Below are 25,065 nucleotides of genomic sequence, written 5' to 3'. Positions count from 1 at the left end.
GTGGTTATTTAGATTAATTTAATGCTTGTTGCCTGCTGAGGATTGGGCAAACTCTGTTAATTTTGTGGAAAAATTATTTTGAGATGCAAAACTTCTTTGTAAAGTCACACGGTCTGGGCAACGATTATATCGTTTTAAACCAGGATGAGATAACTTTTGAATTAACAGAAAAAGCCATAATTCGTATTTGTGATGTTCACTTTGGAATTGGCTCCGATGGCATTCTTTTGAAAGTGCCTAGCGATAAAGCTGATTTTGGTTTGCGTATTCTGAATCCCGATGGTTCGGAGGCAGAGAAAAGCGGTAATGGCTTACGTATTTTTGCCAAATATTTGTACGATTATGGTTTTGCCTTATCAAAATCATTTAGCATTGAAACGCCAGGCGGATTGGTGCGGGCAGAGGTGATTGAGGAGAAAAACAACAAAGCTTTCACTATAAAAGTGGATATGGGAAAGGCGATTTTTGAATCGAAAAAAATACCTGTTAATTGCGAAAAAGAGGAATGCATCGGTGAGACACTGGAACTGGAATACCGTGGATACGAAATTAACTGCGTGTCGGTAGGCAATCCGCATTGCGTGGTTTTAAAAGACGAATTGGATGAAAAGGAAATAAAAACTTTCGGGCCGCAAATTGAAACGAATCCGATGTTTCCGAACCGTATAAATGTACAATTTGCAAAAGTTGTTTCGCCAAACGAAGTGGAAGTGATGATCTGGGAGCGCGGTGCGGGCTGGACTCTGGCATCAGGAAGTTCATCGTGCGCAGTGGCTTGTACCGTTGTAAAACGTGGATTGACCGAACGAAACTTAACCATAAAAATGCCGGGTGGTGATCTGTCCATCGAAATTGATGAAGACTGGGAAATCCGCATGACCGGCGAAGTACGCGAAATTGGATCAGGAATATTGAGTGCTGAATTAATTGAAGATCTGGAGCTATGAGAACACTTTTGATCGTATTGCTGACTGTTTTTGCATTCAGCTCAAATGCACAGTTTGAATGGCCAAATGGCGCGAAAGCGGCTGTGGTTTTTACCTATGATGATGGATTGGATTGCCATTTGGATATTGCCGTTCCGCAATTGGATGAATTTGGTTTGAAAGGAACATTCTTCTGCACCGGCAAATCACCAAGTTTATATAACCGAACCGAAGAGTGGCGAGCCATTACAAAGCGAGGACACGAGTTGGGAAACCACACCTTGTTTCATCCATGCGATGGTACAGGGAGGGATTGGGTAAAACCCGAGTACGACCTGAGAACTTATACTCCCGAACAAATTGTTGCCGAGTTAAAAACAGCCAACACCTTGCTAAAAGCTGTTGACGGGAATACAGAACGATCATACGGATACACCTGTGGTCATTTTGTTGCGAACGGAGTGGATTTTACCGATTCAATAAAAAGTATATTTGTGGCTGCCCGTTGCGATGGTCCCATCCCGGAGACCATGGACGGATATAAAACATGGAAAACACCAAGTTATACATCGGTTGATCCGGATATTAATGATTTGATCGCTCAGGTTGAGGAAGCCAAAGCAAACGGAACAATTGTGGTTTTCATGTTTCACAGTGTGGGCGGTGGTTATTTAAATACTGCAACTGATGTACATAAAAAACTGCTCCAGTATGTTAGTGAAAACAGTGATGATCTTTACAGCGACTCCTTTATAAATGTAATGAAGTACGTGAAAGAAAATCAATAATTGCATTCACGGTATTTCAGCCGGCAATCATTAATTCAAAAAAATATTGTCAGAAGTAAAACGGAGGTTATTTCTGATTGATAGTGCCTGTGTGAAACTTTTGCATTGAAAATCAAAATATTATGCCGGTGTGAGCGCAATTTGTTGAATTAGATTATCTTTGTGCCGATTTTTAAAAAATAACAGAGAAATCCCGAAAGGGATGGAACACCTAATAGTTTGAAATAATGGCACATAAAGCAGGATTTGTGAACATTGTTGGCAACCCGAATGTGGGTAAATCAACAATTATGAATGCACTGGTAGGCGAAAAACTGTCTATCATCACCCAAAAGATGCAAACCACACGCCACCGCATAAAAGGCATTGTAAGTGGCGAAGATTTCCAGATTGTTTATTCCGATACTCCCGGTATTCTGAAGCCCAGTTACAAGCTTCAGGAATCAATGATGAGGTTTGTTGATACGGCTTTAATCGATGCTGACGTGATTCTTTTTGTTACCGATGTTAAAGAAAAGGTAGACAAAAATCCGGAGTACATCGAAAAAGTACGTAAGTCGAACATGCCGGTAATCGTGTTGCTAAACAAGATCGATCTGTCGAATCAGGAAGAAGTATTAAAACTGTACGATCACTGGTCGAACACTTTCCCGGGAGCGGATGTTTTTCCGATTTCGGCACTCGAAAGATTTAATATCGAACAGATTTTCGATCGTATTTTGGAGCACTTGCCCGAAGGCCCGGCCTTTTTCTCGAAAGATCAATTAACCGACCGGAACGAGCGCTTTTTTATGCAGGAAATTATTCGCGAGAAGATTCTTCTGCATTACCAAAAAGAAATTCCTTATTCGGTTGAAGTTGAGGTTGAAGAGTTTAAAGAAGAGGAGAAGATTATCAATATCCGTACGGTAATTTATGTTTCGCGCGAAAGCCAGAAAGGAATTATTATCGGCCATCAGGGAAAAAGTATAAAACGTGTGGGAACAGAAGCACGAACTGATGCAGAAGAGTTTTTCGATAAGAAAATTTTTCTGGAGTTGTATGTGAAAGTAGCCAAAGACTGGCGCGAGAAAGACGGTCAGTTGAAACAATTTGGATACGATAAATTTTAAAAAGTCAGAAGACGGTAGGCTGGAGTAGGAAGTATTAAAAGAGATATCCTCAGTCCTGACTTTCAAGTCGGAGGCGATAAAAACCTCCGGTAAACATGGGCTTTAGCCCTTAACAAAAAGGAACAAAAAATGAGCAGCAGAATAGTAGCTATAGTAGGACGCCCGAATGTGGGGAAATCAACGTTGTTTAATCGTTTGATTGAACAGCGTAAAGCCATTGTTGACGAAACAGCCGGCGTTACCCGCGACCGTAATTACGGAAAAGGCGAGTGGATTGGCGTTGAATATTCGGTGATCGACACCGGTGGTTATGTGGTAAATTCGGAAGATATTTTTGAAGCAGAGATCAACAAACAAGTGCATTTGGCCATTGATGAGGCAGATGTAATTATGTTTGTAGTTGATGTGGAACTGGGAATTACCGATCTGGATGATGCCATCGCCAATATTTTACGACGCAGCAAAAAAGAGATTATCCTGGTTGTAAACAAAGTCGATAACCATAATCGAATTATGGACGCGCAGGAATTTTACGGTTTGGGATTGGGCGAAATCTATTGTGTTTCGTCGATGACAGGAAGTGGAACCGGCGATATGCTGGATGCCCTGGTTGCCAAATTCCCGAACAGAGAATCGTTGGAAGAGGAACACGAGTTGCCACATATTTCTGTGGTTGGCCGCCCGAATGTGGGTAAATCGTCGTTTATAAATGCATTGATCGGTGAAGACCGTAACATTGTAACCGATGTGGCCGGCACAACCCGCGATTCAATACATACCCGATACAATAAGTTTGGCCACGATTTTATGATCGTTGACACAGCCGGACTGCGTAAAAAGGGAAAAGTTAGCGAAGACCTGGAGTTTTACTCCGTTTTACGCTCGGTGCGTACAATTGAAAATTCAGATGTTTGTTTGTTGCTTATTGATGCAACACGCGGTGTGGAAGCACAGGATATGAACATCCTGAATCTGATATTAAAAAATAAAAAAGGCGTGGTTATTTTGGTGAATAAATGGGATTTGATTGATAAAGATACCATGACAACCAAAAAGATAACCGAGGAAATTCATAACCGAATGGCCCCTTTTACCGATGTGCCCATTGTTTTTATTTCGGCCCTTACAAAACAACGGGTACATAAAGCCCTGGAATTGGCAATGGAGGTACACGAAAATCGCCAACAACGCATTAAAACCTCGGAACTGAACGAAGTGATGCTTGAAGCGATTGAAAACTACGGACCACCATCGATAAAAGGCAAGTACATAAAAATTAAGTATTGTACGCAGTTGCCATCGCCAACGCCTACCTTTGCTTTTTTTGCCAACTTGCCACAGTATATAAAAGAGCCATATAAACGTTATCTGGAAAACCAGTTGCGCGATAACTTCAATTTTACCGGCGTTCCTGTACAAATTTATTTCAGACAGAAATAGAAGGAGCTTGAAGTTCGAAGTCGGAAGGCCGAAGTTAGAAGTTGAAAAATTCCATTTGCATGATTTGCAGGTGGAATTTTTTTTGTGTTTTAGTGCCCAAAAATTTTAGTGTGCAGATGGGAAACTGCTTGCGATAAAGAGCAATTAATTTATTAAATTGGCTAAAATTCTTTGGGATTGGTTATTGTATGGTGTTAAATCCCGAAGCATAAAAGAAATAATATGGCACGTTTTTTAAAAGATCGCTCAAACGCAAAGGGAGCAGTTCCCGGTTCGCTGGTTTTAATCGGCAGACAAAAAATGGAACAGTCGGAAATTCAGTTTATCACCTACGATAAAGATGAATTGCTGGAGGAAACGGTTGACTCGATTGCAATGGCACAGCAAAAATTTAAAGAAGGTAAAGTAAACTGGATAAATATATACGGGCTGCATGATTTGGAGATGATTAAAGAATTGGGTGAAGAATTTAAATTGCCATCACTGCTGCTCGAAGATATGCTGAATACCGACCAATCGCCAAAATACGAGAATGGTGAGCACTACGATGCTTTTATTATGAAAATCCTGCTTCAGGGGAAGGATGCCTACCGGATACATGCCGAGCAGGTTACATTGATTTTAGGCGAAAACTATGTGTTGACTTTGCAGGAGCAGAGAGCTCATTTTTTTGAAGTGGTTCGCGAGCGCATTCGCAAAAGTAAAGGCCGAATACGCATAAGCGGAAACGATTACCTGGCTTATGCTTTAATGGATGCCCTTGCTGATAATTATTCCATTCTGATTGAAAATATTGGCCGGCAGGTGGAAGATATTGAAGAACGGCTTTTTAGAACCATGGACTCTAAAATTGTGGAAGAGATTTACCGTTTTAAAACAGAACTGAATTTCATACGCAAAGCAGTGCGCCCGATGCGGGAGTTTATTGCAACCTTGCTCCGTACCGAAGACTCGTTTTTTCAGAAAAAGAATTTTGCCTTTTTGAAAGACTTAAGCGACCTGACCATTCAGTGTGCCGAGGCTGTTGAAATGTACAACAGCATGACTTCCGACCAGCTGAATATTTACAATTCGAACATGAGCAACCGGATGAACGAGGTGATGAAAACCCTTACCATTTTTGCTTCGATATTTATTCCGCTAACCTTTATTGCCGGCATTTATGGAATGAATTTCGAATACATGCCGGAGCTAAAGTTAAAGTATAGTTATTTGGTTTTCTGGATAATTATTTTAATTCTGGGAGGTGGATTACTGATTTATTTCAAACGAAAAAAGTGGTTGTAAATAAGTTTCACGCCATTTGCACGTATAGCCGAAATTAAATTTTTAATCAGTGTTCTTCTTCGAAATCTGCAAGAAATTGTATTTTAAGAGGAAGACAGATAAAGTTTAACCAAAAGAAAACAAATATGCAGGACATTGATAATATAGAACTGGAGTATTTAAAATTCGATGATTACCAGGAACTCAAAGAGGCAATGATTCAGGTGTACACCAGCATGCCCGACGCCTACTGGAAAGAACATCATATAAAATCACTTATCGATCGTTTCCCCGAGGGACAGGTAGTACTGAAAGTAAACGGTCAGATTGCCGGTTGTGCGCTTGCCATTGTGGTTGAATACGACAAGTTTGAAGATAACCACACCTACAAGGAAATTACCGGGAATTATACTTTTGAGACGCACTCGCCCAATGGCGATATGTTATACGGGATTGATATTTTTATTAAACCCGAATTTCGTGGATTGCGCCTGGGGCGCCGCTTGTACGATTACCGTAAAGAGTTGTGCGAACGGCTTAATTTAAAGGGAATTGCATTTGGCGGACGGATTCCGAATTATCACCTTTACCAGGATGAACTGTCGCCTAAAGAGTACATTCAAAAGGTGCGTACAAAAGAGATTCACGATCCGGTGCTGAATTTTCAGATATCTAACGATTTTCACCCGGCAAAAATTATAAAAGGTTATCTGGAAGGCGACACCGACTCGAATGAATATGCCGTATTGCTGGAGTGGGATAATATTTATTACGAGAAACCACGCAAAAAGCCGGAGATCACAAAAACAGTGGTTCGTTTGGGTTTGGTACAATGGCAAATGCGCCCTTATAAAACGCTGGAAGACCTGATGCTTCAGGCAGAGTTTTTTATCGATGCCGTTTCGGGCTACCGTTGCGATTTTGCCCTTTTTCCCGAGTTTTTTAATGCGCCGTTAATGGCCGAAAATAACCACTTAACCGAGCCGGAAGCCATTCGAGACCTGGCAAAACACACCGACTCTATTACCGCAAAGTTTTCGGAGTTGGCCATTAGTTACAACATCAATATAATTACCGGCAGTATGCCCGAGTTGGTGGACGACAAGTTGTATAATGCGGGTTACCTGTGTCGCCGCGACGGAAGTACCGAGCGTTACGAAAAACTACACGTAACACCCGATGAGGTAAAAATTTGGGGCATGCAGGGAGGGCATACCTTAAAAGCGCTGGATACCGATTGTGGAAAGATTGGTGTGTTGATTTGCTACGATTCGGAATTCCCGGAATTGAGCCGTTTACTGGCAGATGAAGGAGTGGATATTTTGTTTGTTCCCTTTTTAACCGACACGCAAAACGGTTTTTCGCGCGTGCGAAACTGCTCGCAGGCACGTGCCATCGAAAACGAATGTTACGTGGCCATTGCCGGAAGTGTTGGCAACTTGCCGAAAGTGCATAATATGGATATTCAGTATGCACAATCGATGGTATTTACGCCCTGCGATTTTGCCTTCCCGGTAAATGGAATAAAAGCCGAAGCTACTCCAAATACCGAAATGATTCTGATTGCCGATGTGGATATCGGTTTGTTGCGCGAACTAAATCAGTTTGGCAGCGTAAGAAACTTGAAAGACCGTCGGCAGGACTTGTTCCAGCTGAAAAAGAAGATTTAAATCTAATTATGACATAAAAATTGGGAGCGGAAACTGCTAAGTTTTCGTTCCCGGCTAAATAAAAAACTATGTTTATCGTTCACGTATTTGTTCATGTAAAAGAAGATTGTATCGAGGCGTTTAAAGCGGCCACCATCGAGAATGCAAAAAACAGTATTAACGAACCGGGAATTGCCCGTTTTGATTTTGTAGAACAACAAGACGACCCTACGCGTTTTGTATTAGTGGAGGTGTATCGCACGGCCGACGATCCGGCAAAACACAAAGAGACAGCGCACTATCAAAAGTGGCGCGATACCGTTGCCGACATGATGGCTGAGCCACGGTCGGCACTAAAATTTTATAATGTACATCCCGACGAAGAAGGCTGGGATTAAGACAAAAAATATGGCAGTTAATTTTTCATTTGCAACGGCGGGGCAAATTATTTTTGGAAACCATTCGCTGGAGAAAGTTCCAGGCCTTGTTGCCGGTTTTGGGAAGAAAGTTGTTTTGGTAACGGGGAAAAATTCGTCGCGGGCCGAAGAATTAATGGCGAAATTCAGCCCGGGAACAAATACCATTATTTTTAAAGTGCCCGGCGAACCCACTACTGGTTTAATTGAGTCCGGTGTTCAGCTGGTGCGCCAACATGCAAGTGATGTAGTTGTGGGTTTTGGTGGAGGAAGTGTTATCGACGGTGCAAAAGCAATTGCTGCCCTGGCAACTAACAAAGGCGAATTGCTCGATTACCTGGAAGTAATTGGGCGCGGGAAACCTCTGACAGAAAAGCCTTTGCCATGTATTGCCATCCCAACAACGGCCGGAACCGGTGCTGAGGTAACCAAAAACTCGGTAATAAAATCTCCCGAAAACAATGTAAAGGTAAGTTTGCGAAGTAATTTCATGTATCCCGATATCGCGGTTGTTGATCCGGTTCTTACCTGGTCGATGCCGCCGGCATTAACCGCCAGCACCGGCGTTGATGCCTTAACTCATTTGCTCGAAACCTTTGTGTCGAACCAGGCCAATCCTTTTATCGATATGCTATGCCGCGAGGGAATGACACGAATCTCACGATCTTTACAAAAAGCATATAAAAATGGCAGCGATAAAGAGGCTCGCGAAGATATGGCCATGTCCAGCCTTTTGGGAGGAATGGCACTGGCCAATGTAAAACTGGGTGCGGTGCATGGTTTTGCCGGGCCAATGGGAGGGATGTTTCCTATTCCGCACGGTGCCGTTTGTGCCTGCCTGATGTCGGCAGTAATTGAAGAGAATATTCAGGCTTTGCGGGAAAATAAACTCGATAGCTCGAAATTTGATGAGCTGGCAAAAATCCTTACCGGAAACGAAAAAGCTATGTCAAACGATGCTGCAATTTGGGCAGCGGAATTGGTGGACGAGTTGCAAATTCCGTCGTTATCGGAATTCGGATTGAAAAAAGAAGATTTTCCGGTTCTGGTTGAAAAAGCAAAAGTTGCAAGTAGTATGAAAGGGAATCCGGTAGAACTGACAGATGAGCAGTTGTTTCGCATTTTGGAGCGGTCGTTGTAAATGACAATCCGTTATCGGAACAATTTTTGTAGAATAAAAGTTATCTTTGTACAATAAACAGAACGCGATGATTGGCAATTTTTTTCATACACCGGGAACAAAACGATTTAGTATCACACCACGTTTTTGGAATCCCGACAAGGACGAGCGAGACGAGCGGGAACGCCGAATAAAGGAGGAGTTGGGGATTGTTGATGAGAAAAAGGACAGCAATCGTCCATATCGTCCGAACATTAAAGGTCAGTTTCGAACGGGAGATGGCTGGGCCCGGTCATCCGAATCGGCCCGGAGAGCACAAAATCGCCGTCTGGTGTGGATTGTAATAATACTTGCACTGGTGCTTTATCTTTTCTTCTTTTCCGACTTTTTTGCCTAAAAGCGAACCTCGTAGTACAAATTTCTAAAGATTTAATCTTGAGCGATATTATTCAGTTATTACCCGATGCAGTAGCCAATCAGATTGCTGCCGGAGAAGTTATTCAGCGACCGGCATCGGTTGTGAAAGAGCTTGTGGAGAATGCTCTTGATGCGGGCGCAACTGAAATTACCATCAATATAAAAGACGCAGGGAAGACACTTATTCATATTTCAGACAACGGAAGCGGAATGTCGCCAACCGATGCACGGATGGCTTTCGAACGTCATGCTACTTCAAAGATACGTTCGGCCAACGATTTGTTTGCCATTCGCACTATGGGTTTCCGTGGTGAGGCGCTGGCATCGATTGCCGCTATTGCAGATGTGGAACTGCGTACCAAAAAAGCCGACGATGAGGTGGGTACTTTTATTCATATTATCGGTTCCGAAGTAAAAACACAGGAACCCGCAGGATGCAATAACGGCACCAATTTTATGATTAAAAACCTGTTTTTTAATGTGCCGGCACGTCGCAAATTTCTGAAAGCAAATTCAACCGAATTAAAACATATTATCTGGGAAATTCAGCGGGTAGCACTGCCCAATCCCGACATTAAATTATCGTTGATTCATAACGGCTCACTAGTTTATGATCTGCCACCATCCAACTACCGGAAACGTTTGGTTGATGTGTTTGGAAGATCCCTGAACCAAAGCCTGATAAATGTAGATGAAGATACCAGCATTGTAAAGGTTTTCGGTTACATTGGTCAGCCGAAATACGCCCGCAAAACATTGGGCGAACAGTTCTTTTTTGTGAACGGACGTTTTATGCGACATCCGTATTTTCATAAAGCCATAACGCAGGCCTATGAAAAGCTGTTGCCGCCCGATACGTATCCGTCGTATTTTTTGTTTCTGGAGCTCGATCCGGAAGCGATCGACATTAATGTGCATCCAACAAAAACTGAGATAAAATTTGAAAACGAACGCGATATCTGGCCGATTATTCATGCGTCGATACGCGAATCGTTAGGAAAACACAATGTTGTGCCGTCAATTGATTTCGACCAAAGCGGAAGCATCGATATTCCTGTTCCGAAAAAGGATGGTGAAGGAGTGCGTTTCCCGGAGATTCAAATCAATCCCGATTACAACCCTTTTGACAACGAAAAACAGTTTGCCGAACGCGGTTACTCGCCGTTCGAGAAGGATTCTGCCGGCCAGGGACGAAGCGCTTCGCCCGGCGCAGGAAGGGAAAAGAAAAACCTGGATAACTGGGAAGATCTTTACCAGGGAGCGCAATTGAAATTAAAACCCGAGCCGGAATATCGCGAAAGTGCATTGAGAACTGATGATTTGTATGCCAATGCACCGGGGCAATTCAGTGGTAAAAAGGTTTTGCAGCTGAAACAGCGTTATGTATTAACACCTGTAAAATCGGGTTTGATGGTTATCGACCAGAAACGCGCACACGAACGCATCCTGTACGAAAAATTTATGGAGGTACTAAAAACGGATTCAGTGGCCAGCCAGCAACAGTTGTTTCCGCAAACCATAGAACTCAATCCTGCCGATTCGGCTTTGCTGAAATCGATTCTGGAGGATCTGTTGTCGTTGGGATTTGATATTCGCGAGTTTGGGAAAGATACCTTCGTTATCAACGGGACTCCGGGCGTATTGGATGTTTCTTCGCCAGAGCTGGTGGTAGAAAGGTTATTGGAAGAATATAAAACATCGCCTGTAAATGCGCGCTCAAAAGCAAGGGAGCAAATTGCTGCTTCGCTGGCAAAAGCTTCGGCAATGGATTATGGCACCGACCTGAAACAGGAAGAGGTGGATCACCTTATTGACAATTTATTTGCCTGTGCGACACCCAACTTTTCGCCCGATGGGAAAAAGGTGTTGACCATTATTTCGACATATGATATCGAAAAAAGTTTTTCAAAATGACAGATTGTCGTTAATTTGACGTTTTAAAATATTGGCGTGGTCATTGTAACTCACTTGCCTTAAAACAATAAACAAACGAAGAATGTTAAATTCAGAAAGTAACAGTACAAGTTCCGGGCTTTTGAGTTCCGGCTTTCATCAGTTACTTTTGAAATATTAAAAAATATACGAATGAATTATCGTCCAGCCTTAAATATGCCACCAGTGGTAAAGAACCTGATTCTTGCCAACGTGTTGTTTTTTATTGCCACCATTGTTTTAAAACAAGCCGGAACTGATCTGTATTCCATTCTTGGTTTGTATTTCCCGCTTTCTGAAAAATTCAGGTTATACCAGATCTTCACCTACATGTTTATGCACAGTACGCCGGGATTTGGGCATATCTTCTTTAATATGTTTGCGTTGTATATGTTTGGACGTGTGCTGGAAGGCGTTTGGGGGGCCAAACGTTTCCTTACTTTTTATTTGGTTACAGGAGTAGGGGCAGCGCTTATACAGCTGCTGGTTACTTATGTTGAGTATAAAGTGGCTGTTGCGCATGTTGCACCCGATCAGCTGGCTTATTTCAAAGAAATTGCAGCACAGGGGAAATATATTCCCGGTACAGTTTCAGAAAAGATCACAACATTTATGAATACGCCAACAGTTGGTGCTTCGGGGGCAGTATTCGGCATTTTGTTAGGTTTCGGAATGCTGTTCCCAAATACCGAGCTGATGTTGCTCTTTCCGCCAATACCCATTAAAGCCAAATATTTTGTAATTGGTTACGGTGCTTTGGAATTGTTCTTTGGCGTATCCGGAATTCAGGGAAGTGTTGCTCACTTTGCCCACCTGGGCGGAATGTTGTTTGGTTATTTTATGATCAAATACTGGAACAAACATTCCAACCGTTTTTATTAACGAATATACAGATTTTTAAAAACCAGGGGAGTGGATATTGCAGGCGATATAAAACGAACATTTAAAGAAGGATCGGTATTAACCCGGTTGATTTACATAAATATTGGTGTTTTTCTTTTGCTGAAAATCATTGGGGTATTTTTTTACCTGAGCGGACAAAGTTTGCCGGTGTATCAGTGGTTATCAGTTCCTTCGGTTACCGAAGTTTTGGCGCAACGCCCATGGACACCGATAACTTACATGTTTTTACACCAGGGATTTATTCATCTCTTTTTTAATATGATTGGCCTGTACTGGTTTGGTCAGTTGTTTCTTTATCATTTCGAAGGAGGCAAACTGTTGGGCGTTTATATTATGGGCGGACTTTGGGGCGCCTTTTTGTATGTTATCGCTTACAATCTTCTTCCTGTATTTAGTTCTACTAACGGTTTATTACTGGGTGCTTCCGCATCCATTTTTGCTGTTTTGGTGGCCATTGCTTTTTACGATCCCAACCGCGAGATACACCTGTTTTTTATCGGTCGTTTTCCATTGAAATATGTAGCTGCTTTTTACGTTTTATTATCCGTAATCGGTATTTCTTCAACAAATCCCGGTGGTAATATTGCGCATTTGGGTGGTGCTTTCTGGGGATGGTTTTATATTTATCAATTGCGAAAAGGAAAAGATATGGGAGCGGGACTGGTTAATTTAGTGAATAAAATTGGCGGGTTTTTTGGCGGACTTTTTAAGCACAAAAGTAAAATGAAAGTTACTTACCGAAAACCTCCGCGAGACGATCATGAATACAACCGTCAGAAACACCAGCAGCAAGACGAGATCAATCGTATTCTTGATAAAATTGCAAAATCGGGTTACGAGAGTTTAACCAAAAAAGAAAAGGAGCTGCTTTTTAAACAAGGGAAGAAATAGTTTGCAGTCGCAGTTTTTAGTTTTCAGATTGAAAAGATTGATTGTTATTTCAGAAAAGCTCTACATTATCCTTCATCCTTAAGCAATAATCCTTCATCCTTTCCTAGTCCTCATTTTGGTAGGTGTGTGCCTGGTATATACTCGCGTTCAGCTCAAATCCGATCAGCAAAATCAACGACATTACATACATCAGAAAAAGGATTGCCAGCAGCGTTCCGATAGAGCCGTAGAGCTTATTGTATTGGCTAAAATTATTGAGGTAATACGACATGCCTGCAAAACCAACAATACTAAGTACGGTTGCCAGTGTTCCTCCTGCAGAGATAAAACGCCATTTTGTTTTTTTGGCCGGCGCCATGTAATAGAGAAATGAAAAGGCAAAAAAGAAGATCGTGATCGTTATTATCCATTTACCTACAATCAACAGATACACCAGAAACTTGTCTTGAATAATATCAATGCGGTCGAGGTAATTGATCAACATCTGGCCTCCGGTTAACAGGGCAATGGCGACAGTAAGGGCTAAGGTAAAAACTACGAGCATAAGAGCTGCTGCAATATACTGGCTCCACCATTTCCGGCGGTTAATATTGTGCACGGTAGCATCAAAAGCGCTCATCATCGAAACAAAACCATTGGTGGCAAAAATTAGTGCCATAACAAAGTTCAGCGACAGCAAGTCTCCACGGGGGCGCATCACTATCTCAGTTATGGTTTCTTCTATTGTTGGCCAGACACTTACCGGAACTATCTCCTGAATAATTACAAATAGCTCATCCTGAAATCCACTGAGAGGAATAAGAGTGAAAAGGAAAATGATACCGGGAAAAAGTGCAATAAAAAAGGAAAATGCAATACCTGATGCACGCGTGGTTATAGACCCGTCTACAATGCTTCTCCAAAAAAATAACAATACATCGTAAACAGGCACACCATCAAAAAGTGGGAGCGAAATACGTTTGGCGTGTTCAACGGCTCTTTCGCTCAGCTTTTTAATTCGCTTAAAAGTGATTTTTTCCGATGCCATAACGGCCATTATTGTTGTTCAATTCGTAGTTGGTGAATGTATTGTTTGCCATCGTTTTGTTTCAGCAAAAAGTAAACCCTGAAATCGCCTTTTTCTGTTTTTAATTTCCCGATTACGTATTGTGCATTCTCTTTTCCACTGTCGTGAATAATGCTAAAAGCATTTTTTTCTATCGGGGGGAATTTACTGAAAAAGTTGGTTACAATTTGTTGGGCCTGGGCTTTGCTGTATACATTGTCGTTATCAAGCACTACGAGTTCTACGTTTTGGTTAAAATAAGAGGAGAGTACTTTTGCATCTCCGGTTGCCAAACCAACATTAATTTCGTTCGGAACCTTTTTATCCTGAGGTAAATGAGCAGCTCCTGCAAGGAAACTACAAAATATCAGAATAATTGAAAATATATGTTTAAAATTTCTCATCATATTTTAATTCAGTATATGTGTTGCATAATAAGCAAAAACTATGCAAAAACACTTTTATACGCATATTTTTACTGTAAATTTATAAAATTAAAAATCAATTGGGCGATTGTTGTAGAAACATAATTATATTTAATTCGCCTTCAGAGGATTATGTGTTGGCGCCATTTTGTCTATCCGAAAGTTTGAGAATTGGATAAAGTCTGGCAAACTACGATAACTTCTGTATATAAACGATTTTTGTGAAATGAAGATTACATTACTGGTTGTTGGTAAAACTGATGCGGCCTATTTACGCGATGGGATGAACGAATATTTGAAACGCCTGAAACATTATATCAGTTTCGAGATGGAAGTTATCCCCGATATCAAAAAGGGAAAGAATACCAACCCGGAGATACAAAAAAATAAAGAAGGCGAAATTATTCTTTCAAAGCTGACGGCTGGCAAGGAGTTGCATTTGTTCGATGAAAAAGGGAAGATGTTTTCGTCGGTGGAGTTTTCGCAGTTTTTAGAGAAAAAAATGATAAGCGGGCCAAAAGAGCTGATACTTGTAGTGGGCGGCCCATACGGTTTCTCTGAAGAAGTGTATAAACATGCCAGTTCAAAAATTTCACTGTCGCGCTTAACATTTTCGCATCAAATGGTGCGATTGTTGTGCGTAGAACAAATATACAGAGCAATGACAATTTTGAAAGGCGAACCATATCATCATGAATAGCTAATGTTGGTTAAACTTAATAAATATACTTTCCTCATTTTAGCCATCGGTATTTTGGTAGTGGCAGCCATTCTTGAAAATGGTTTGCTGCGGCGAAATCCTGAAACCAAACTTATCGACGATTTTCAGACTCAGCTGTTGGCAAGCGAAGCAGAGCTTCAGCATAAGCTGCAGGAAATTAAACAAGTGCTGATTGAAGACGAACTGGATGAGGATATCAGCGAATTTTTTAGCCAGGATGAAACACTTATCCGCGAAACCGGATTTGCTGCGATGGTTTTTAAAAATAATGAACTGTTTTTTTGGTCCGACCGAGGAATTACTTTTTACGACCGCCTGGATGATCTGCCAAAAACCAGTGGACTGGCAAAATTGCCAAATGGATATTATCTGGTTGATACCATGAATGTTGGTGAGTATACGGCAGCGGTTTTTCATTTAATAAAACGCAACTATACCTACGAAAACAAGTACCTGCAAAATAATTTCTTTAAAAATTACAAGCTTCCCAACGATTATATTATACGAACAGAAAAATTCAATCACGGTTACGATATTGTCGACCTGAAAGGCGATTACCTGTTTACACTTTTGCCCTACGGAAATTATTTGTGTACCACCAATCAGCTGTATTTTCCCGGGGCCATTTATTTTATAGGGCTTATTTTACTGCTCTTTTATTTCCGAAAAGAATTTGTAGACAACGATGCACCGTTTTTCCTGAAACTGGTTTCGCTGGGAGTGGCGTTGTTTGTGGTGTATTGGATTCACCTCATTTTTCAGGTCCCGAAAGTATTCTTCCATCTAAGATTTTTTAGCCCCGATTATTTTGCCATAAACGAGTGGTTGCCATCGCTGGGCGATTATTTTCTCCTGGCCTTATTTTTCCTGTTTTGGATTTACAATTTCGCGGTCGACCTGAATATTCGTGATTTACAGAGGAACTCAGTTTTACCCCGTAAAATAATCATAATCCTGCTCTTAATTTTTAATGCCAGCCTGTATTTATTGGTCGATAATTTGATAAAGGAACTCATCTATAATTCAACCGTTTCATTTGCGCTGAATAAGATTATCGATATCTCGCCACAAAGTGTTTTGGGCATTTTTTCGATCAGTTTGTTGCTTTTGGGAGTTGTATTTTTTACCATCAGGCTGAACGAAAAAACACTCAAAAATTTTAAACTCTACCAACTGGTTCTGTTAACGCTGGTAATTAGTTTATTTTTTGCAGGGGTACAATATATTGCTGTACAAAATGTATCTATTTACGCACTGTTGCTATTTATTATTTGCGTAATACTTTCTTCGCTGATAACACGGCATTATTTGCAAACCTTTACCTTAAGTTATCTGATTATTTATGTGGCGGTGGTTTCTGTTTATTCGTTGGTTGTAATTAACCGTACTATCAGCAAAATGGATAAAGGACAGCAGAAACTATTGGCTGTGACACTGGTTGCTGAGCGCGATCCGGCTGCGGAAGTATTTATGACCGAAATACAAGAGCAGATTACAAAGGATCCGGATATACCAACTTTGTTACTTCAAAATAGGGATGGCGATGCAATTGAACACATCCGGCAATCTTATTTCAACACTTATTTCAGGAAGTACCTCTTAAATATTCTGGTGTGTCGCGAGGCAAGTAATTTGATTATTCCTCCTGATGATTATGAAGTGTCGTGCATGCCTTATTTGAATGACAAAATTGAATCGGAAGGAATTCAAATTCCCGGTACGAACTTTTATTTTATGGACAATATGAACGGAAGGATTTCATACACCGGCCGTTTGCACTATCCTTTGGTTGATGGAGGTGAAGGCATAACAATTTATATCGATCTGGATTCTGATTTATTGTTCGAAGGCATTGGTTTCCCCGAGTTGCTGATTGATAAATCGATGACTCGTCCGGAGAAATACCGAAAATTCAATTATGCAAAATATTATGCCGGAGAACTTGCCGATAAGTATGGCGATTACAACTACAACTACAACGGACACGTTTACTTGAAATCGGATGATGAGTTTTCATTTCTTCGTCAGGGAAAATACGAACACCTGGTTTATCGTACCAACCAGCAGAACTATGTGGTTGTTTCGCGAGAGCTGCTAACACCTATCGATTACCTCATTTCTTTTCCTTATTTGTTTGTATTTTATTTTCTTACACTGCTTGTTGTTTTAATGATCCTTAATCGGTCGATTCGGGGAAGAAAGGTATTTTTCGATCTGAAATTTAAAATACAGGCGGCTATTATCTCCATTGTTTTTATTTCGTTAATGGTTGTTGCCGGGGTTACGCTTTTCTACAATGTAAAAGAATACCGGCAGAAACATCAGGACGATTTGAATGAGAAAATGAAGTCGATTTCGGAAGAAATTGATATGCGCCTGACCGACAAACACGAGATAACGCCGGAACTGGAAGAATGGATGCGTGAGGAGCTGGCAAAACTCTCCAACATTTTCAGAACTGATATTAATATTTACGGAATTGACGGGGCGCTTATCGCTTCTTCGCGTTTCGAGATTTTTGAGCGCGGACTGGTATCGTCGCGCATAAATGCCCGCGCCAACTACGAAGTGTATCAGAATTACTCTATCAGTTATTTCCAGCCCGAGAATATCGGAAAGCTGTCGTACCTGTCGGCGTATCGTCCAATTATCAATAATTTTGGCGATTACCTGGGCGTAATTAACCTGCCTTATTTTATCAGGCAGGATAACTACAGCCAGGAGATTTCCACCTTTATTGTGGCGTTCATCAACCTATACGTATTACTGTTTTTGGCCAGTATTATTGCAGCAGTTTTTATAGCCAACCAGATTACAAGGCCTCTGGTTGTTATTCAGGAGAACCTGCAAAAAATGCAGCTGGGTAAACGGAACGAGCCTATTCAGTACAACCGGAAAGACGAAATTGGAAGCCTGGTTCGGGAATACAATAAAAAGGTTGATGAGCTGGCAGTGAGTGCCGATTTGCTGGCACGATCGGAAAGGGAATCGGCATGGCGCGAAATGGCAAAACAAATTGCGCACGAAATTAAAAATCCGCTAACACCGATGAAGCTGAACATCCAGTATTTGCAACGCGCCAAAGGAAAAAACGAAGAGTATAACGAGTTTTTAGATCGGGTGACCTCAACACTTATCGAGCAGATTGACAACCTTTCGAATATTGCTACCGAGTTCTCGAACTTTGCAAAAATTCCAACGGCCCGTAACCAGGTATTCTGTTTATCCGAGCAGCTGAAAAAATCGATCGATCTGTATGGAACGCACAGTGAAATAGACATTAAATTTGATTCGAACGGCTACGAAAATCTTGAAGTAAATGCAGATAGGGAACAGTTGTCGCGGGCAATTATAAACCTGATTCGAAATGCCATTCAGGCCATTCCCGAGGGCCGAAAAGGACGGATTAAAATCAGGCTGGACCGACGCCATCACATGGCAGTAATTTCGGTGGAAGATAACGGTTCCGGAATTGATACCGAGTTGCGCGATAAGTTGTTTAGCCCAAGTTTTACGACCAAAACCAGTGGAATGGGATTAGGACTTTCGATTGTAAAGAATATCGTTGAGAATTTTGCCGGCAGAATCTGGTTCGAAACCGAGATGGGAAAAGGCACAACGTTCTTTCTTGAAATTCCGGTATACGAGCAAACATTGAAAAATTAGAAAACAAAGAAAAACATGGTTTCACTATCATTTAAAGAAATAACAGAACGACTGCGACTAATTGAATTTCCCAAAATTGATGTGGTAATTGGCATTGGCACAGGCGGTGTTCCGGCAGCAACAATGGTGGCCTATCATCTTGATGCCGAACTGTTGGTGATGACAATGAATTACCGCGATGACGAAAATAATCCGCGCTACAACGAGCCTAAAGTACTGGAAAAAGCCAACTGGGATTTGGAAGGGAAACGTATTTTGTTGGTCGACGATGTATCGGTATCGGGGAAAACCATGGAGGCAGCACTTGAACAGTTAAAAGGTTTAGATGTAAAAACCTGTGCCATGAAAGGAAGAGCTGACTATGTGCTGTTTCCCGAAATTAAAGATTGCGTAAAATGGCCCTGGAAACCCTAATTTATTTGAAATAAGAACTGTAAATGAAGTACTCAAAATATTTGATAGTGTGTTGTTTGGTTTGTTTGGTTGCATGTTCTGCTCCAACAACGAAAGAAGATTATCTCGACCGGTTTGAACGTTTTGTTGAGCGGGTAGAGAACAACCACAAAAAATATGGCCGGAAAGACTGGGAGTGGGCCGATGAGAAATTCGAAAAGTATAATTCGGAGTGGTACCTCGAATACCGCGACGATTTTACGGTTGAAGATCAGATAAAAATTAAAGGATTGATCATTAAATATCATGCCTTAAAAAACAAGGAAAGTGTTGGAGATATACTGCGTGAACTTTTTAAGGACGACGTAAATAAAATTGGCGATAAGGTTCAGAAATACATTGATGAAGATCTGGACGAGGATCTGGATAAAATAATTGATGGTGCTACCGAAATTGGCGATTCTGTCGTTAAAGTAATGGAAGATATTGTGCGCGAGCTTGATGAATCCTTTTAAATCAGCAAAGGAGTGTTATTCAATACATCGATCCATTAAGTTTCTGGGAACCGACAAGAACAAAGCCACACTTGCATAAGGAGCACCGGAAACAGTGGATTTGATCAGATAGTCGGTATCCGGGCGCGGCAAAGTGCTTCCAGGTTTAAAGTTCGATTCCGTAATATTAAAGTTAATGTTGTTTGAGTAACCAAATTTCGCCTCAAAACCAACCCATTTATTTATTTGAGTAATTATTCCAACCGTTGCATCAATGGTGGATTGGCGTAGCTGTATACTTTCAGTTTCATTTAATATGGTATCGTCGACACGTACGGTGTAACTGGTTCCCGATATCTCGGCATCGCAAACTACATAAAATCTTTCGTTGATCTGTTTCCAGGCCTTAAATCCTTGGGGCAGAAGTAAATCCAGTCCAATTCCATTTGCAAAGCGTTTTGAGTAATTAAAAACCGGGTAAATTGCAGGATCTCCAAAAGTGTAGCCAAAATAGGCTCCGAAAGCATAATAGGTGTTCAGGTCTTTTCGGGTGGCATAACCAATCGCCAGTGAGGATTTTAGCAAGTCGCCAAAAGAAAAGTATTTGTTGTTGTGAATATGAAAATCGCCTGCCAGACTCCAATCGGTTTGCACAACAAGTGAATGATTGTCGTGCAAATGAAACATTCCTTTCATGTCAAAACCTAAACGTCGCAAGCCTCTGTCATTAAGTCCCACGTACATGGGGTAGTCGCCGGGTTTTATATCTTCAAAATAAAACTGCTCGTTTACATAGCGAAATCCTCCGGTTAGTTTTACCCTTTGTTTATTCAGAATGGGGAATTTTAAACGCGCAGTAACCGTCCTGTTCCCTGTAATTTCTGCCGATCCATCTCCAATTTCTGGTAGTTCCGATGTTGATGAAATATTGTACTGAAAAGGGCCTTCCATTTTAAGGTACAAAAAACGTGTAGGCAAATTGTTTTCAAAATAGGGCGTCCAGTCTTCGCGCGAAAGTGAATCCTGCGCAAATCCTGCCACCGACATAAAACTGAGGATGAATGCTAAAAAATATTTCACAAGCCTATTAACGTACAATTGATACAATTATTTTCTTAAAACGGTGGCTCCCAGGTTTTTTTTACCATTGTTTTGTACCACCTGCCAACCGCGTTTTTCCAACTCTTTCGCGATGTTTCGGTTTATAAATCCATGTGTTACCATTATTACCTGTTTGTTTTGTTCTGCCTTTCTTTCAATAAAAGAACAAACATCATCTACACGCTCACGGGCTTCCTGAAACGATTCTGTTCCCGGTTTTTCCAGCCCCATTAACCACGTTGTTCTAGATATAGAAGTCCACACTTTAAAGGGCAAATACAGGGGGAGCCAAACCATGTGCATCTCAAATTCGTTGAGTTCTTGCAAAGACACAATTGTTGCCGAATCGCCAAAAAGTTTTAATCCCGTTGCGATTGAACGCGACAGACCACTAACATAAACCGTATCCGTTATTCGTTTTGGAACTTTGTTTAATACCGTATCCGGATCGAACTGACTGATCGGGGCCGTGTCGTAAGCATCGCGCATTTTCGAAGCTTTTTTTGCACCCATCCAGCCATGTCGTTCCAGTTTTACTGAAGCATGCCGAATCAAAATCACTTCCTGTGCCACCGATTGTTGCACACATAAAAGGATTACCAGAACGATTATGCATTGAGTAAGTGCCTTCAAAATAAAAAGCTAAAGTTAAATTGAACCAACGTTTCTTCACGGCTTTTGTTTAGGGTGGCAGTTATGATGGCCATTTTAAACGGCGACACCCAAATTCCCCCGCCATAACCGTTGTGCCATTTTGATGATTCTTCACCATCAAACCACACACGGCCAACATCGTCGAATAATAGTACGCCTAGTTCCCCGGTAAGCAGGTAGTTTTTAAAATCGATGACTTTAAAACGCAGCTCAGAGTTAAAATAGGCGCTTGCATCGCCGTAAAACCGGGTTTTTCGGTAACCGCGAAGATTTGTTTTGCCATCTAAAATTGCGGCGTCGTGAAAAAAGTAATCGCCAAATATTTTCTCACCACCAACTCGGAATGCAAAAACAGTACGCGGATATTTGGTAAAACTCAGCAAGGTAGCAGCCGACCCGCTAATTTTGCTAAAATCGGGTTCGTCGCCCTGTAAGTTTATGTAACGGTTGGCCGATGCATCCACCACAAAACCCCGCGTTGGCCTGAAATCTTTGTTCAGGTTTTGGTACCCGTAATAGCCACCTAAAACAGCATAATGAATCTGGCTAAGGTATTCCGGAGAAAGGCCGTTTTCATCAAAGTCGGTAATAAATTTATCGTCTTCTTCTTTGGTATCGTTTAGTTGCCACTGCGCCGTTAGTCCTATTTTGTGCTCATTAACCGGGTGGTCTTTATTTTCGTCATCTTCGTTGTAACGCGCCCAAACCGACTCGCCAAATCGTTTCTGAACAGCGAACTGAGCAACCATTCTGCGCTGTTTTACTTTATAATAATCCTCGTCGTAGCCACTGTTGGTGTATGTCGAATTATTTCCGAAGCCGAAAAAATTAGTGGTGTAATTTTCGGTACTTGCATCCACGCCAAAAATAGCATCCAAACCATTGTTTGTCGACAATGACTCGTATTGTGCATTCAAATTCAAAGAGGTATTTGCAATGGAATACTCACCCAGTAACGATGTTTTGGTATCGCGCCTGAATCGCTGCTTATACCACGACCGCCCATAGCCAATATAAACACCATCATCGGCATTGTAACCACCGCTGGCCAATGGCATTCCCACGTCGCGTTTAAAATATTTCCTATCGTATTCGTGTATAATTTTGTTGTTGGTGAGTTTGGCATTCGTTCTGCCGTTTCCTTCAATTTCGGTACTTTTTAGCAGGTCGTAAACCAGCGTTTCCGTTTTAATGCCGCTCACTTTCGAATTGTTTACCACCACATCTTTATCCTGGCCACCAACAATTCTTATGATGGGGCCCTTGTTTACTTCTCCACTGATCTCAAAACGATCCTCGTCATCGAGCCCGTAACAAACCACCTCGTGTGTTTCATCGGTTTTAATGGTGCGCTGATAAATGAGTTTCCCTTTGCTGTCGTCTTTTTTTATGTGGTAAACACTTATTTCGGTTTCGTTGTCGTTTTTTCGTTTGATCTCGAAAAGATCTTTACGATCCGTTCCGGGAATATTTATTCGTTTGGCCAGGTAGAGATACAACTCGCGGGCCATCTCTTCCATGTATTTTTTTCGTTCGAGCAGAATTTTTGCCGTAGAGTCGGCTACCATTGGCTGTACTTCTTTTGGGAAAGTAGCCATCGCTTCTTCGATTGCTTCCGGCGTCATACGGTTCATCAGTTCGGTGTTGGCTTTTTGCCAGTCTTCCCATTCCATCTGATTCAGAAAAGTCCGGTCGAAATAGCGGGCGTTAAATCCTAATCCGATCACATTTTTTGTGCGTGGCTGAAAGTTCTGCAGCTTTGGCAAAATAAAGGGTAGCGATGCAAATCCGGGTAAAATTCCCTGGTTTACAAAAAACGTTTGATCACGGTCGCGCGGAATGGGTTGATAGATGGTTTTACTGCCTTCTTCAAACGAAGCCCAGCGCCACTGGTCGTCGTGACGGTCCCAGTCGTTAATAAAAATGTCGAGCAGGCGGGCGCGCAAAACAGCCTGTTGATCCACCTGGTGATCTTCACTTTCTATAATTTTTTCAAGTACATCGTCGGTACCAACAATGTCTTCCGAGTAGCCAAAACTTTTCAGGTCGCTTCTATCGTTTGCCGGTCGTTCTTCAAACAAAAACAAGCCGCCTTGCATGTCTTCTTTGTATTGTCTAAGTAACGGATCCTGCGGCACATAAACCACCTCGGGATTGGTGTGGAAAACGCCTGCATGTTCAGCTAAAACCGCTGCCGGCATTGCCGAGTAGGGATTTGATGCAGAGATTTGATCCTGAACAATATCTTTGGCAAAAGTCGGTTTCATTTCGTTGGGGAGTGCTCCTTCGGCAAATTTCTCCAGCGAACGCAGCACGTATTGATGGCCTTCATCGGTTTCCAAACGCAGCGATTTGGTTTGTTGGCCACCTCCCCGTTTTAAAACGGTAAGTCCACCTTTTTCTTTGCTGATATCAAAAATTCGGGCTTCAACAGGCGTTTCCCAAACCTGGCGGTAATTCGTACCCATCCATTTTTCGTAACTTTTTGTAGCCTGATATTGCAGGCTGGCGTAAGAGGAGTGTGTTGAATCTTTAAAAAGCTCTTGTCGTTTGGCGGTTAAGTCTTCCTCTGTTTCTGGTGTTAAGGAGTATAGCAGGCGACTAAAAACGGGTGTTTGTGTTCCATTTTCAACTGTAAAAAAGTTAAGAGTAACATCGCCGTCTTCATGAATATCGATGCGTGAGATGCCGGCGCTGCTGCTTGCAAAATCTGCTTTGTTACTGTTAACGTACGATTGTTTAACCATCGATCCGCTGATTACCTGGTGGATGTTGTCGGTTTTAATATACTGCAGACTGTTTTCGAGCGCCGATGCATAAATTACATTCGGGAATTCGTGAAAAACAGCTTGCATTTGCTGGCGCAGGTTCCGGTAATCGGGGTGAACCAGGTCGTTTCTGCCACCCAGCGTATTTTTGTAAATAGCATACGGAAATCCCAAAACACTCGCGGCGGTTGAAAAATTACCTCCGTGCGGGCCAACCGATTCTATCGGGTGAAACCCGGCCACAATAACCGTTTTATTTTTGTTTCTGCGCAGCGCATCCTGCAACCAGATAAAAACATCTTCATCTTCTTCGATCCCACATTTTCCATAGCGCGTGTCGAGTGCCGTAAGCCACCAGTAGGTATCGATAAGAATTACAGTTATCTGATCAGTTAGCTCAACTTCGGTTGGGCCGGGGCAGCCCCAGTCGTTGGTGTATACTTCGTTATCCGGGAAATGATTGTGTATGGCTTTGGTAACCTTTTTAGTCTGCTTTTTTCCGCTGTACCATTCCTTAATTCCGTTCGCAAAAAGTAAGGGTGTGTTTTTATTTTTTATTTGCGGGTAAAAGCTGAATTCCATTTCATCACCGTTGATGCTGTAATCGGAGTAATTTCCCAGGTAAACAAAAGCATGTGGCTGTGGAACGTTAGTTAATTCATTAATGAAATCATCAGGTTTGGCAGCTTCGTCGGGAGATGTATTTCCTGCCAGAAATACGCTGTAACTTATATTGTTTTGTGCAAATGCAGGAGAATAACAGCCTGCAATAAATGCAAAAAAAACGATGCTAATTTTAATCAGGTCTTTTTTCATCAGAACAAAGTTGTTAATGCTTTGCAGTAAGCAGCTCAGAGGATAGTTGCAAAATCCGACAAAAATCCCGGCTAAGAAAAAGTTTAAAAAATAAAAGTTCCGTGTATATTGTTTACATTGAT

At 41.7% G+C, this 25,065-nt stretch carries 21 protein-coding genes; 16 read left to right on the top strand and 5 right to left on the bottom strand.

Translation table 11 applies throughout. The annotated features are described in order from the left end of the window. The first annotated feature begins 83 nt into the window (after positions 1 to 83). The 12 genes from dapF to G4420_RS19965 all read left to right on the top strand — a co-directional run bounded on the left by dapF (position 84) and on the right by G4420_RS19965 (position 12,860). Positions 84 to 947 carry a diaminopimelate epimerase gene (gene dapF, locus G4420_RS20020; RefSeq protein ID WP_163325724.1) on the top strand — a complete coding sequence of 288 codons (864 nt, stop codon included), beginning with the start codon at positions 84 to 86 and terminating at the stop codon, positions 945 to 947. Then, a complete protein-coding gene (locus G4420_RS20015) occupies positions 944 to 1,714 on the top strand; it encodes a polysaccharide deacetylase family protein (RefSeq protein ID WP_163325723.1) in 771 nt (256 codons plus the stop codon). The genes dapF and G4420_RS20015 overlap by 4 nt, the downstream gene beginning before the upstream one ends. Before the next feature lie 227 nt (positions 1,715 to 1,941). Then, entirely contained in the window at positions 1,942 to 2,826 is an 885-nt protein-coding gene (era, locus tag G4420_RS20010; protein ID WP_163325722.1) for a GTPase Era, read from the top strand. A gap of 129 nt (positions 2,827 to 2,955) precedes the next feature. Further along, positions 2,956 to 4,266: a ribosome biogenesis GTPase Der gene (gene der / locus G4420_RS20005; RefSeq protein WP_163325721.1), complete on the top strand. Its 1,311-nt coding sequence runs from the start codon at positions 2,956 to 2,958 to the stop codon at positions 4,264 to 4,266. Between the two features lie 222 nt (positions 4,267 to 4,488). Beyond that, positions 4,489 to 5,553 (top strand): magnesium/cobalt transporter CorA, encoded by a 1,065-nt coding sequence (corA, locus tag G4420_RS20000; RefSeq protein WP_163325720.1) that lies wholly within the window; start codon positions 4,489 to 4,491, stop codon positions 5,551 to 5,553. 125 nt (positions 5,554 to 5,678) lie between these two features. After that, on the top strand, positions 5,679 to 7,202 hold the full coding sequence (locus G4420_RS19995; protein WP_163325719.1) for a carbon-nitrogen hydrolase family protein: 1,524 nt from the start codon (positions 5,679 to 5,681) through the stop codon (positions 7,200 to 7,202). Between the two features lie 68 nt (positions 7,203 to 7,270). After that, the gene (locus tag G4420_RS19990; protein WP_163325718.1) at positions 7,271 to 7,579 is read left to right on the top strand and encodes a putative quinol monooxygenase; all 309 of its coding nucleotides are present in this window, start codon (positions 7,271 to 7,273) and stop codon (positions 7,577 to 7,579) included. A gap of 10 nt (positions 7,580 to 7,589) precedes the next feature. Beyond that, a complete protein-coding gene (locus G4420_RS19985) occupies positions 7,590 to 8,738 on the top strand; it encodes an iron-containing alcohol dehydrogenase (protein ID WP_163325717.1) in 1,149 nt (382 codons plus the stop codon). Between the two features lie 67 nt (positions 8,739 to 8,805). Next, a complete protein-coding gene (locus G4420_RS19980; protein WP_163325716.1) occupies positions 8,806 to 9,114 on the top strand; it encodes a hypothetical protein in 309 nt (102 codons plus the stop codon). A 38-nt stretch (positions 9,115 to 9,152) separates the two neighbouring features. Beyond that, positions 9,153 to 11,048 (top strand): DNA mismatch repair endonuclease MutL, encoded by a 1,896-nt coding sequence (gene mutL / locus G4420_RS19975; RefSeq protein ID WP_163325715.1) that lies wholly within the window; start codon positions 9,153 to 9,155, stop codon positions 11,046 to 11,048. Between the two features lie 171 nt (positions 11,049 to 11,219). Then, a complete protein-coding gene (locus G4420_RS19970; protein WP_163325714.1) occupies positions 11,220 to 11,948 on the top strand; it encodes a rhomboid family intramembrane serine protease in 729 nt (242 codons plus the stop codon). Between the two features lie 30 nt (positions 11,949 to 11,978). Then, entirely contained in the window at positions 11,979 to 12,860 is an 882-nt protein-coding gene (locus G4420_RS19965; RefSeq protein WP_163325713.1) for a rhomboid family protein, read from the top strand. 103 nt (positions 12,861 to 12,963) lie between these two features. Here the strand turns inward: G4420_RS19965 and G4420_RS19960 are convergent, their stop codons facing one another. Beyond that, entirely contained in the window at positions 12,964 to 13,887 is a 924-nt protein-coding gene (locus tag G4420_RS19960) for a YihY/virulence factor BrkB family protein (protein WP_163325712.1), read from the bottom strand. A gap of 8 nt (positions 13,888 to 13,895) precedes the next feature. Beyond that, positions 13,896 to 14,312, bottom strand: a complete 417-nt coding sequence (locus G4420_RS19955; RefSeq protein ID WP_163325711.1) for a DUF4783 domain-containing protein — start codon at positions 14,310 to 14,312, stop codon at positions 13,896 to 13,898. A 244-nt stretch (positions 14,313 to 14,556) separates the two neighbouring features. Between G4420_RS19955 and rlmH the strand changes: the two genes are divergently transcribed. From rlmH to G4420_RS19935, 4 genes are read left to right on the top strand one after another with little or no spacing between them, the layout of a single operon-like run. Beyond that, on the top strand, positions 14,557 to 15,030 hold the full coding sequence (gene rlmH, locus G4420_RS19950; RefSeq protein WP_163325710.1) for a 23S rRNA (pseudouridine(1915)-N(3))-methyltransferase RlmH: 474 nt from the start codon (positions 14,557 to 14,559) through the stop codon (positions 15,028 to 15,030). A gap of 3 nt (positions 15,031 to 15,033) precedes the next feature. Then, positions 15,034 to 18,717: an ATP-binding protein gene (locus tag G4420_RS19945; protein WP_163325709.1), complete on the top strand. Its 3,684-nt coding sequence runs from the start codon at positions 15,034 to 15,036 to the stop codon at positions 18,715 to 18,717. A 15-nt stretch (positions 18,718 to 18,732) separates the two neighbouring features. Continuing rightward, on the top strand, positions 18,733 to 19,131 hold the full coding sequence (locus G4420_RS19940) for a phosphoribosyltransferase (protein ID WP_163325708.1): 399 nt from the start codon (positions 18,733 to 18,735) through the stop codon (positions 19,129 to 19,131). A 23-nt stretch (positions 19,132 to 19,154) separates the two neighbouring features. Beyond that, on the top strand, positions 19,155 to 19,625 hold the full coding sequence (locus tag G4420_RS19935; RefSeq protein ID WP_163325707.1) for a DUF6565 domain-containing protein: 471 nt from the start codon (positions 19,155 to 19,157) through the stop codon (positions 19,623 to 19,625). Positions 19,626 to 19,640: 15 nt separating this feature from the next. Here G4420_RS19935 and G4420_RS19930 read toward each other — a convergent pair whose 3' ends face one another. Genes G4420_RS19930 through G4420_RS19920 form a run of 3 tightly spaced genes read right to left on the bottom strand, consistent with a single transcriptional unit; the run spans position 19,641 to position 24,943 of the window. Next, positions 19,641 to 20,651, bottom strand: coding sequence for a DUF6268 family outer membrane beta-barrel protein (locus G4420_RS19930; RefSeq protein ID WP_163325706.1), 1,011 nt, complete (start codon positions 20,649 to 20,651; stop codon positions 19,641 to 19,643). Between the two features lie 60 nt (positions 20,652 to 20,711). Beyond that, positions 20,712 to 21,338, bottom strand: coding sequence for a phosphoglycerate mutase family protein (locus tag G4420_RS19925; protein ID WP_163325705.1), 627 nt, complete (start codon positions 21,336 to 21,338; stop codon positions 20,712 to 20,714). After that, the gene (locus tag G4420_RS19920; RefSeq protein ID WP_163325704.1) at positions 21,335 to 24,943 is read right to left on the bottom strand and encodes a BamA/TamA family outer membrane protein; all 3,609 of its coding nucleotides are present in this window, start codon (positions 24,941 to 24,943) and stop codon (positions 21,335 to 21,337) included. The genes G4420_RS19925 and G4420_RS19920 overlap by 4 nt, the downstream gene beginning before the upstream one ends. Between the last annotated feature and the right edge of the window lie 122 nt (positions 24,944 to 25,065).

This window comes from Draconibacterium mangrovi, assembly GCF_010586825.1.
Lineage (GTDB): Bacteria > Bacteroidota > Bacteroidia > Bacteroidales > Prolixibacteraceae > Draconibacterium > Draconibacterium mangrovi.
The sequence above is the reverse complement of the archived record's forward strand: the minus strand, read 5'-3'. Positions and strand labels throughout refer to the sequence as shown.

What these genes read in the sequence shown, in the direction of transcription:
- G4420_RS19985 (WP_163325717.1), top strand. Translation starts at nt 7,590, where the DNA reads ATGGCAGTTAATTTTTCATTTGCAACGGCGGGGCAAATTATTTTTGGA.
- era (WP_163325722.1), top strand. Translation starts at nt 1,942, where the DNA reads ATGGCACATAAAGCAGGATTTGTGAACATTGTTGGCAACCCGAATGTG.
- G4420_RS19995 (WP_163325719.1), top strand. Translation starts at nt 5,679, where the DNA reads ATGCAGGACATTGATAATATAGAACTGGAGTATTTAAAATTCGATGAT.
- rlmH (WP_163325710.1), top strand. Translation starts at nt 14,557, where the DNA reads ATGAAGATTACATTACTGGTTGTTGGTAAAACTGATGCGGCCTATTTA.
- G4420_RS19930 (WP_163325706.1), bottom strand. Translation starts at nt 20,651, where the DNA reads ATGTCGGTGGCAGGATTTGCGCAGGATTCACTTTCGCGCGAAGACTGG.
- G4420_RS19970 (WP_163325714.1), top strand. Translation starts at nt 11,220, where the DNA reads ATGAATTATCGTCCAGCCTTAAATATGCCACCAGTGGTAAAGAACCTG.
- der (WP_163325721.1), top strand. Translation starts at nt 2,956, where the DNA reads ATGAGCAGCAGAATAGTAGCTATAGTAGGACGCCCGAATGTGGGGAAA.
- G4420_RS19940 (WP_163325708.1), top strand. Translation starts at nt 18,733, where the DNA reads ATGGTTTCACTATCATTTAAAGAAATAACAGAACGACTGCGACTAATT.
- G4420_RS19945 (WP_163325709.1), top strand. Translation starts at nt 15,034, where the DNA reads ATGTTGGTTAAACTTAATAAATATACTTTCCTCATTTTAGCCATCGGT.
- G4420_RS20015 (WP_163325723.1), top strand. Translation starts at nt 944, where the DNA reads ATGAGAACACTTTTGATCGTATTGCTGACTGTTTTTGCATTCAGCTCA.
- G4420_RS19920 (WP_163325704.1), bottom strand. Translation starts at nt 24,943, where the DNA reads ATGAAAAAAGACCTGATTAAAATTAGCATCGTTTTTTTTGCATTTATT.
- G4420_RS19960 (WP_163325712.1), bottom strand. Translation starts at nt 13,887, where the DNA reads ATGGCATCGGAAAAAATCACTTTTAAGCGAATTAAAAAGCTGAGCGAA.
- G4420_RS19955 (WP_163325711.1), bottom strand. Translation starts at nt 14,312, where the DNA reads ATGATGAGAAATTTTAAACATATATTTTCAATTATTCTGATATTTTGT.
- G4420_RS19935 (WP_163325707.1), top strand. Translation starts at nt 19,155, where the DNA reads ATGAAGTACTCAAAATATTTGATAGTGTGTTGTTTGGTTTGTTTGGTT.
- G4420_RS19980 (WP_163325716.1), top strand. Translation starts at nt 8,806, where the DNA reads ATGATTGGCAATTTTTTTCATACACCGGGAACAAAACGATTTAGTATC.
- corA (WP_163325720.1), top strand. Translation starts at nt 4,489, where the DNA reads ATGGCACGTTTTTTAAAAGATCGCTCAAACGCAAAGGGAGCAGTTCCC.
- G4420_RS19990 (WP_163325718.1), top strand. Translation starts at nt 7,271, where the DNA reads ATGTTTATCGTTCACGTATTTGTTCATGTAAAAGAAGATTGTATCGAG.
- dapF (WP_163325724.1), top strand. Translation starts at nt 84, where the DNA reads ATGCAAAACTTCTTTGTAAAGTCACACGGTCTGGGCAACGATTATATC.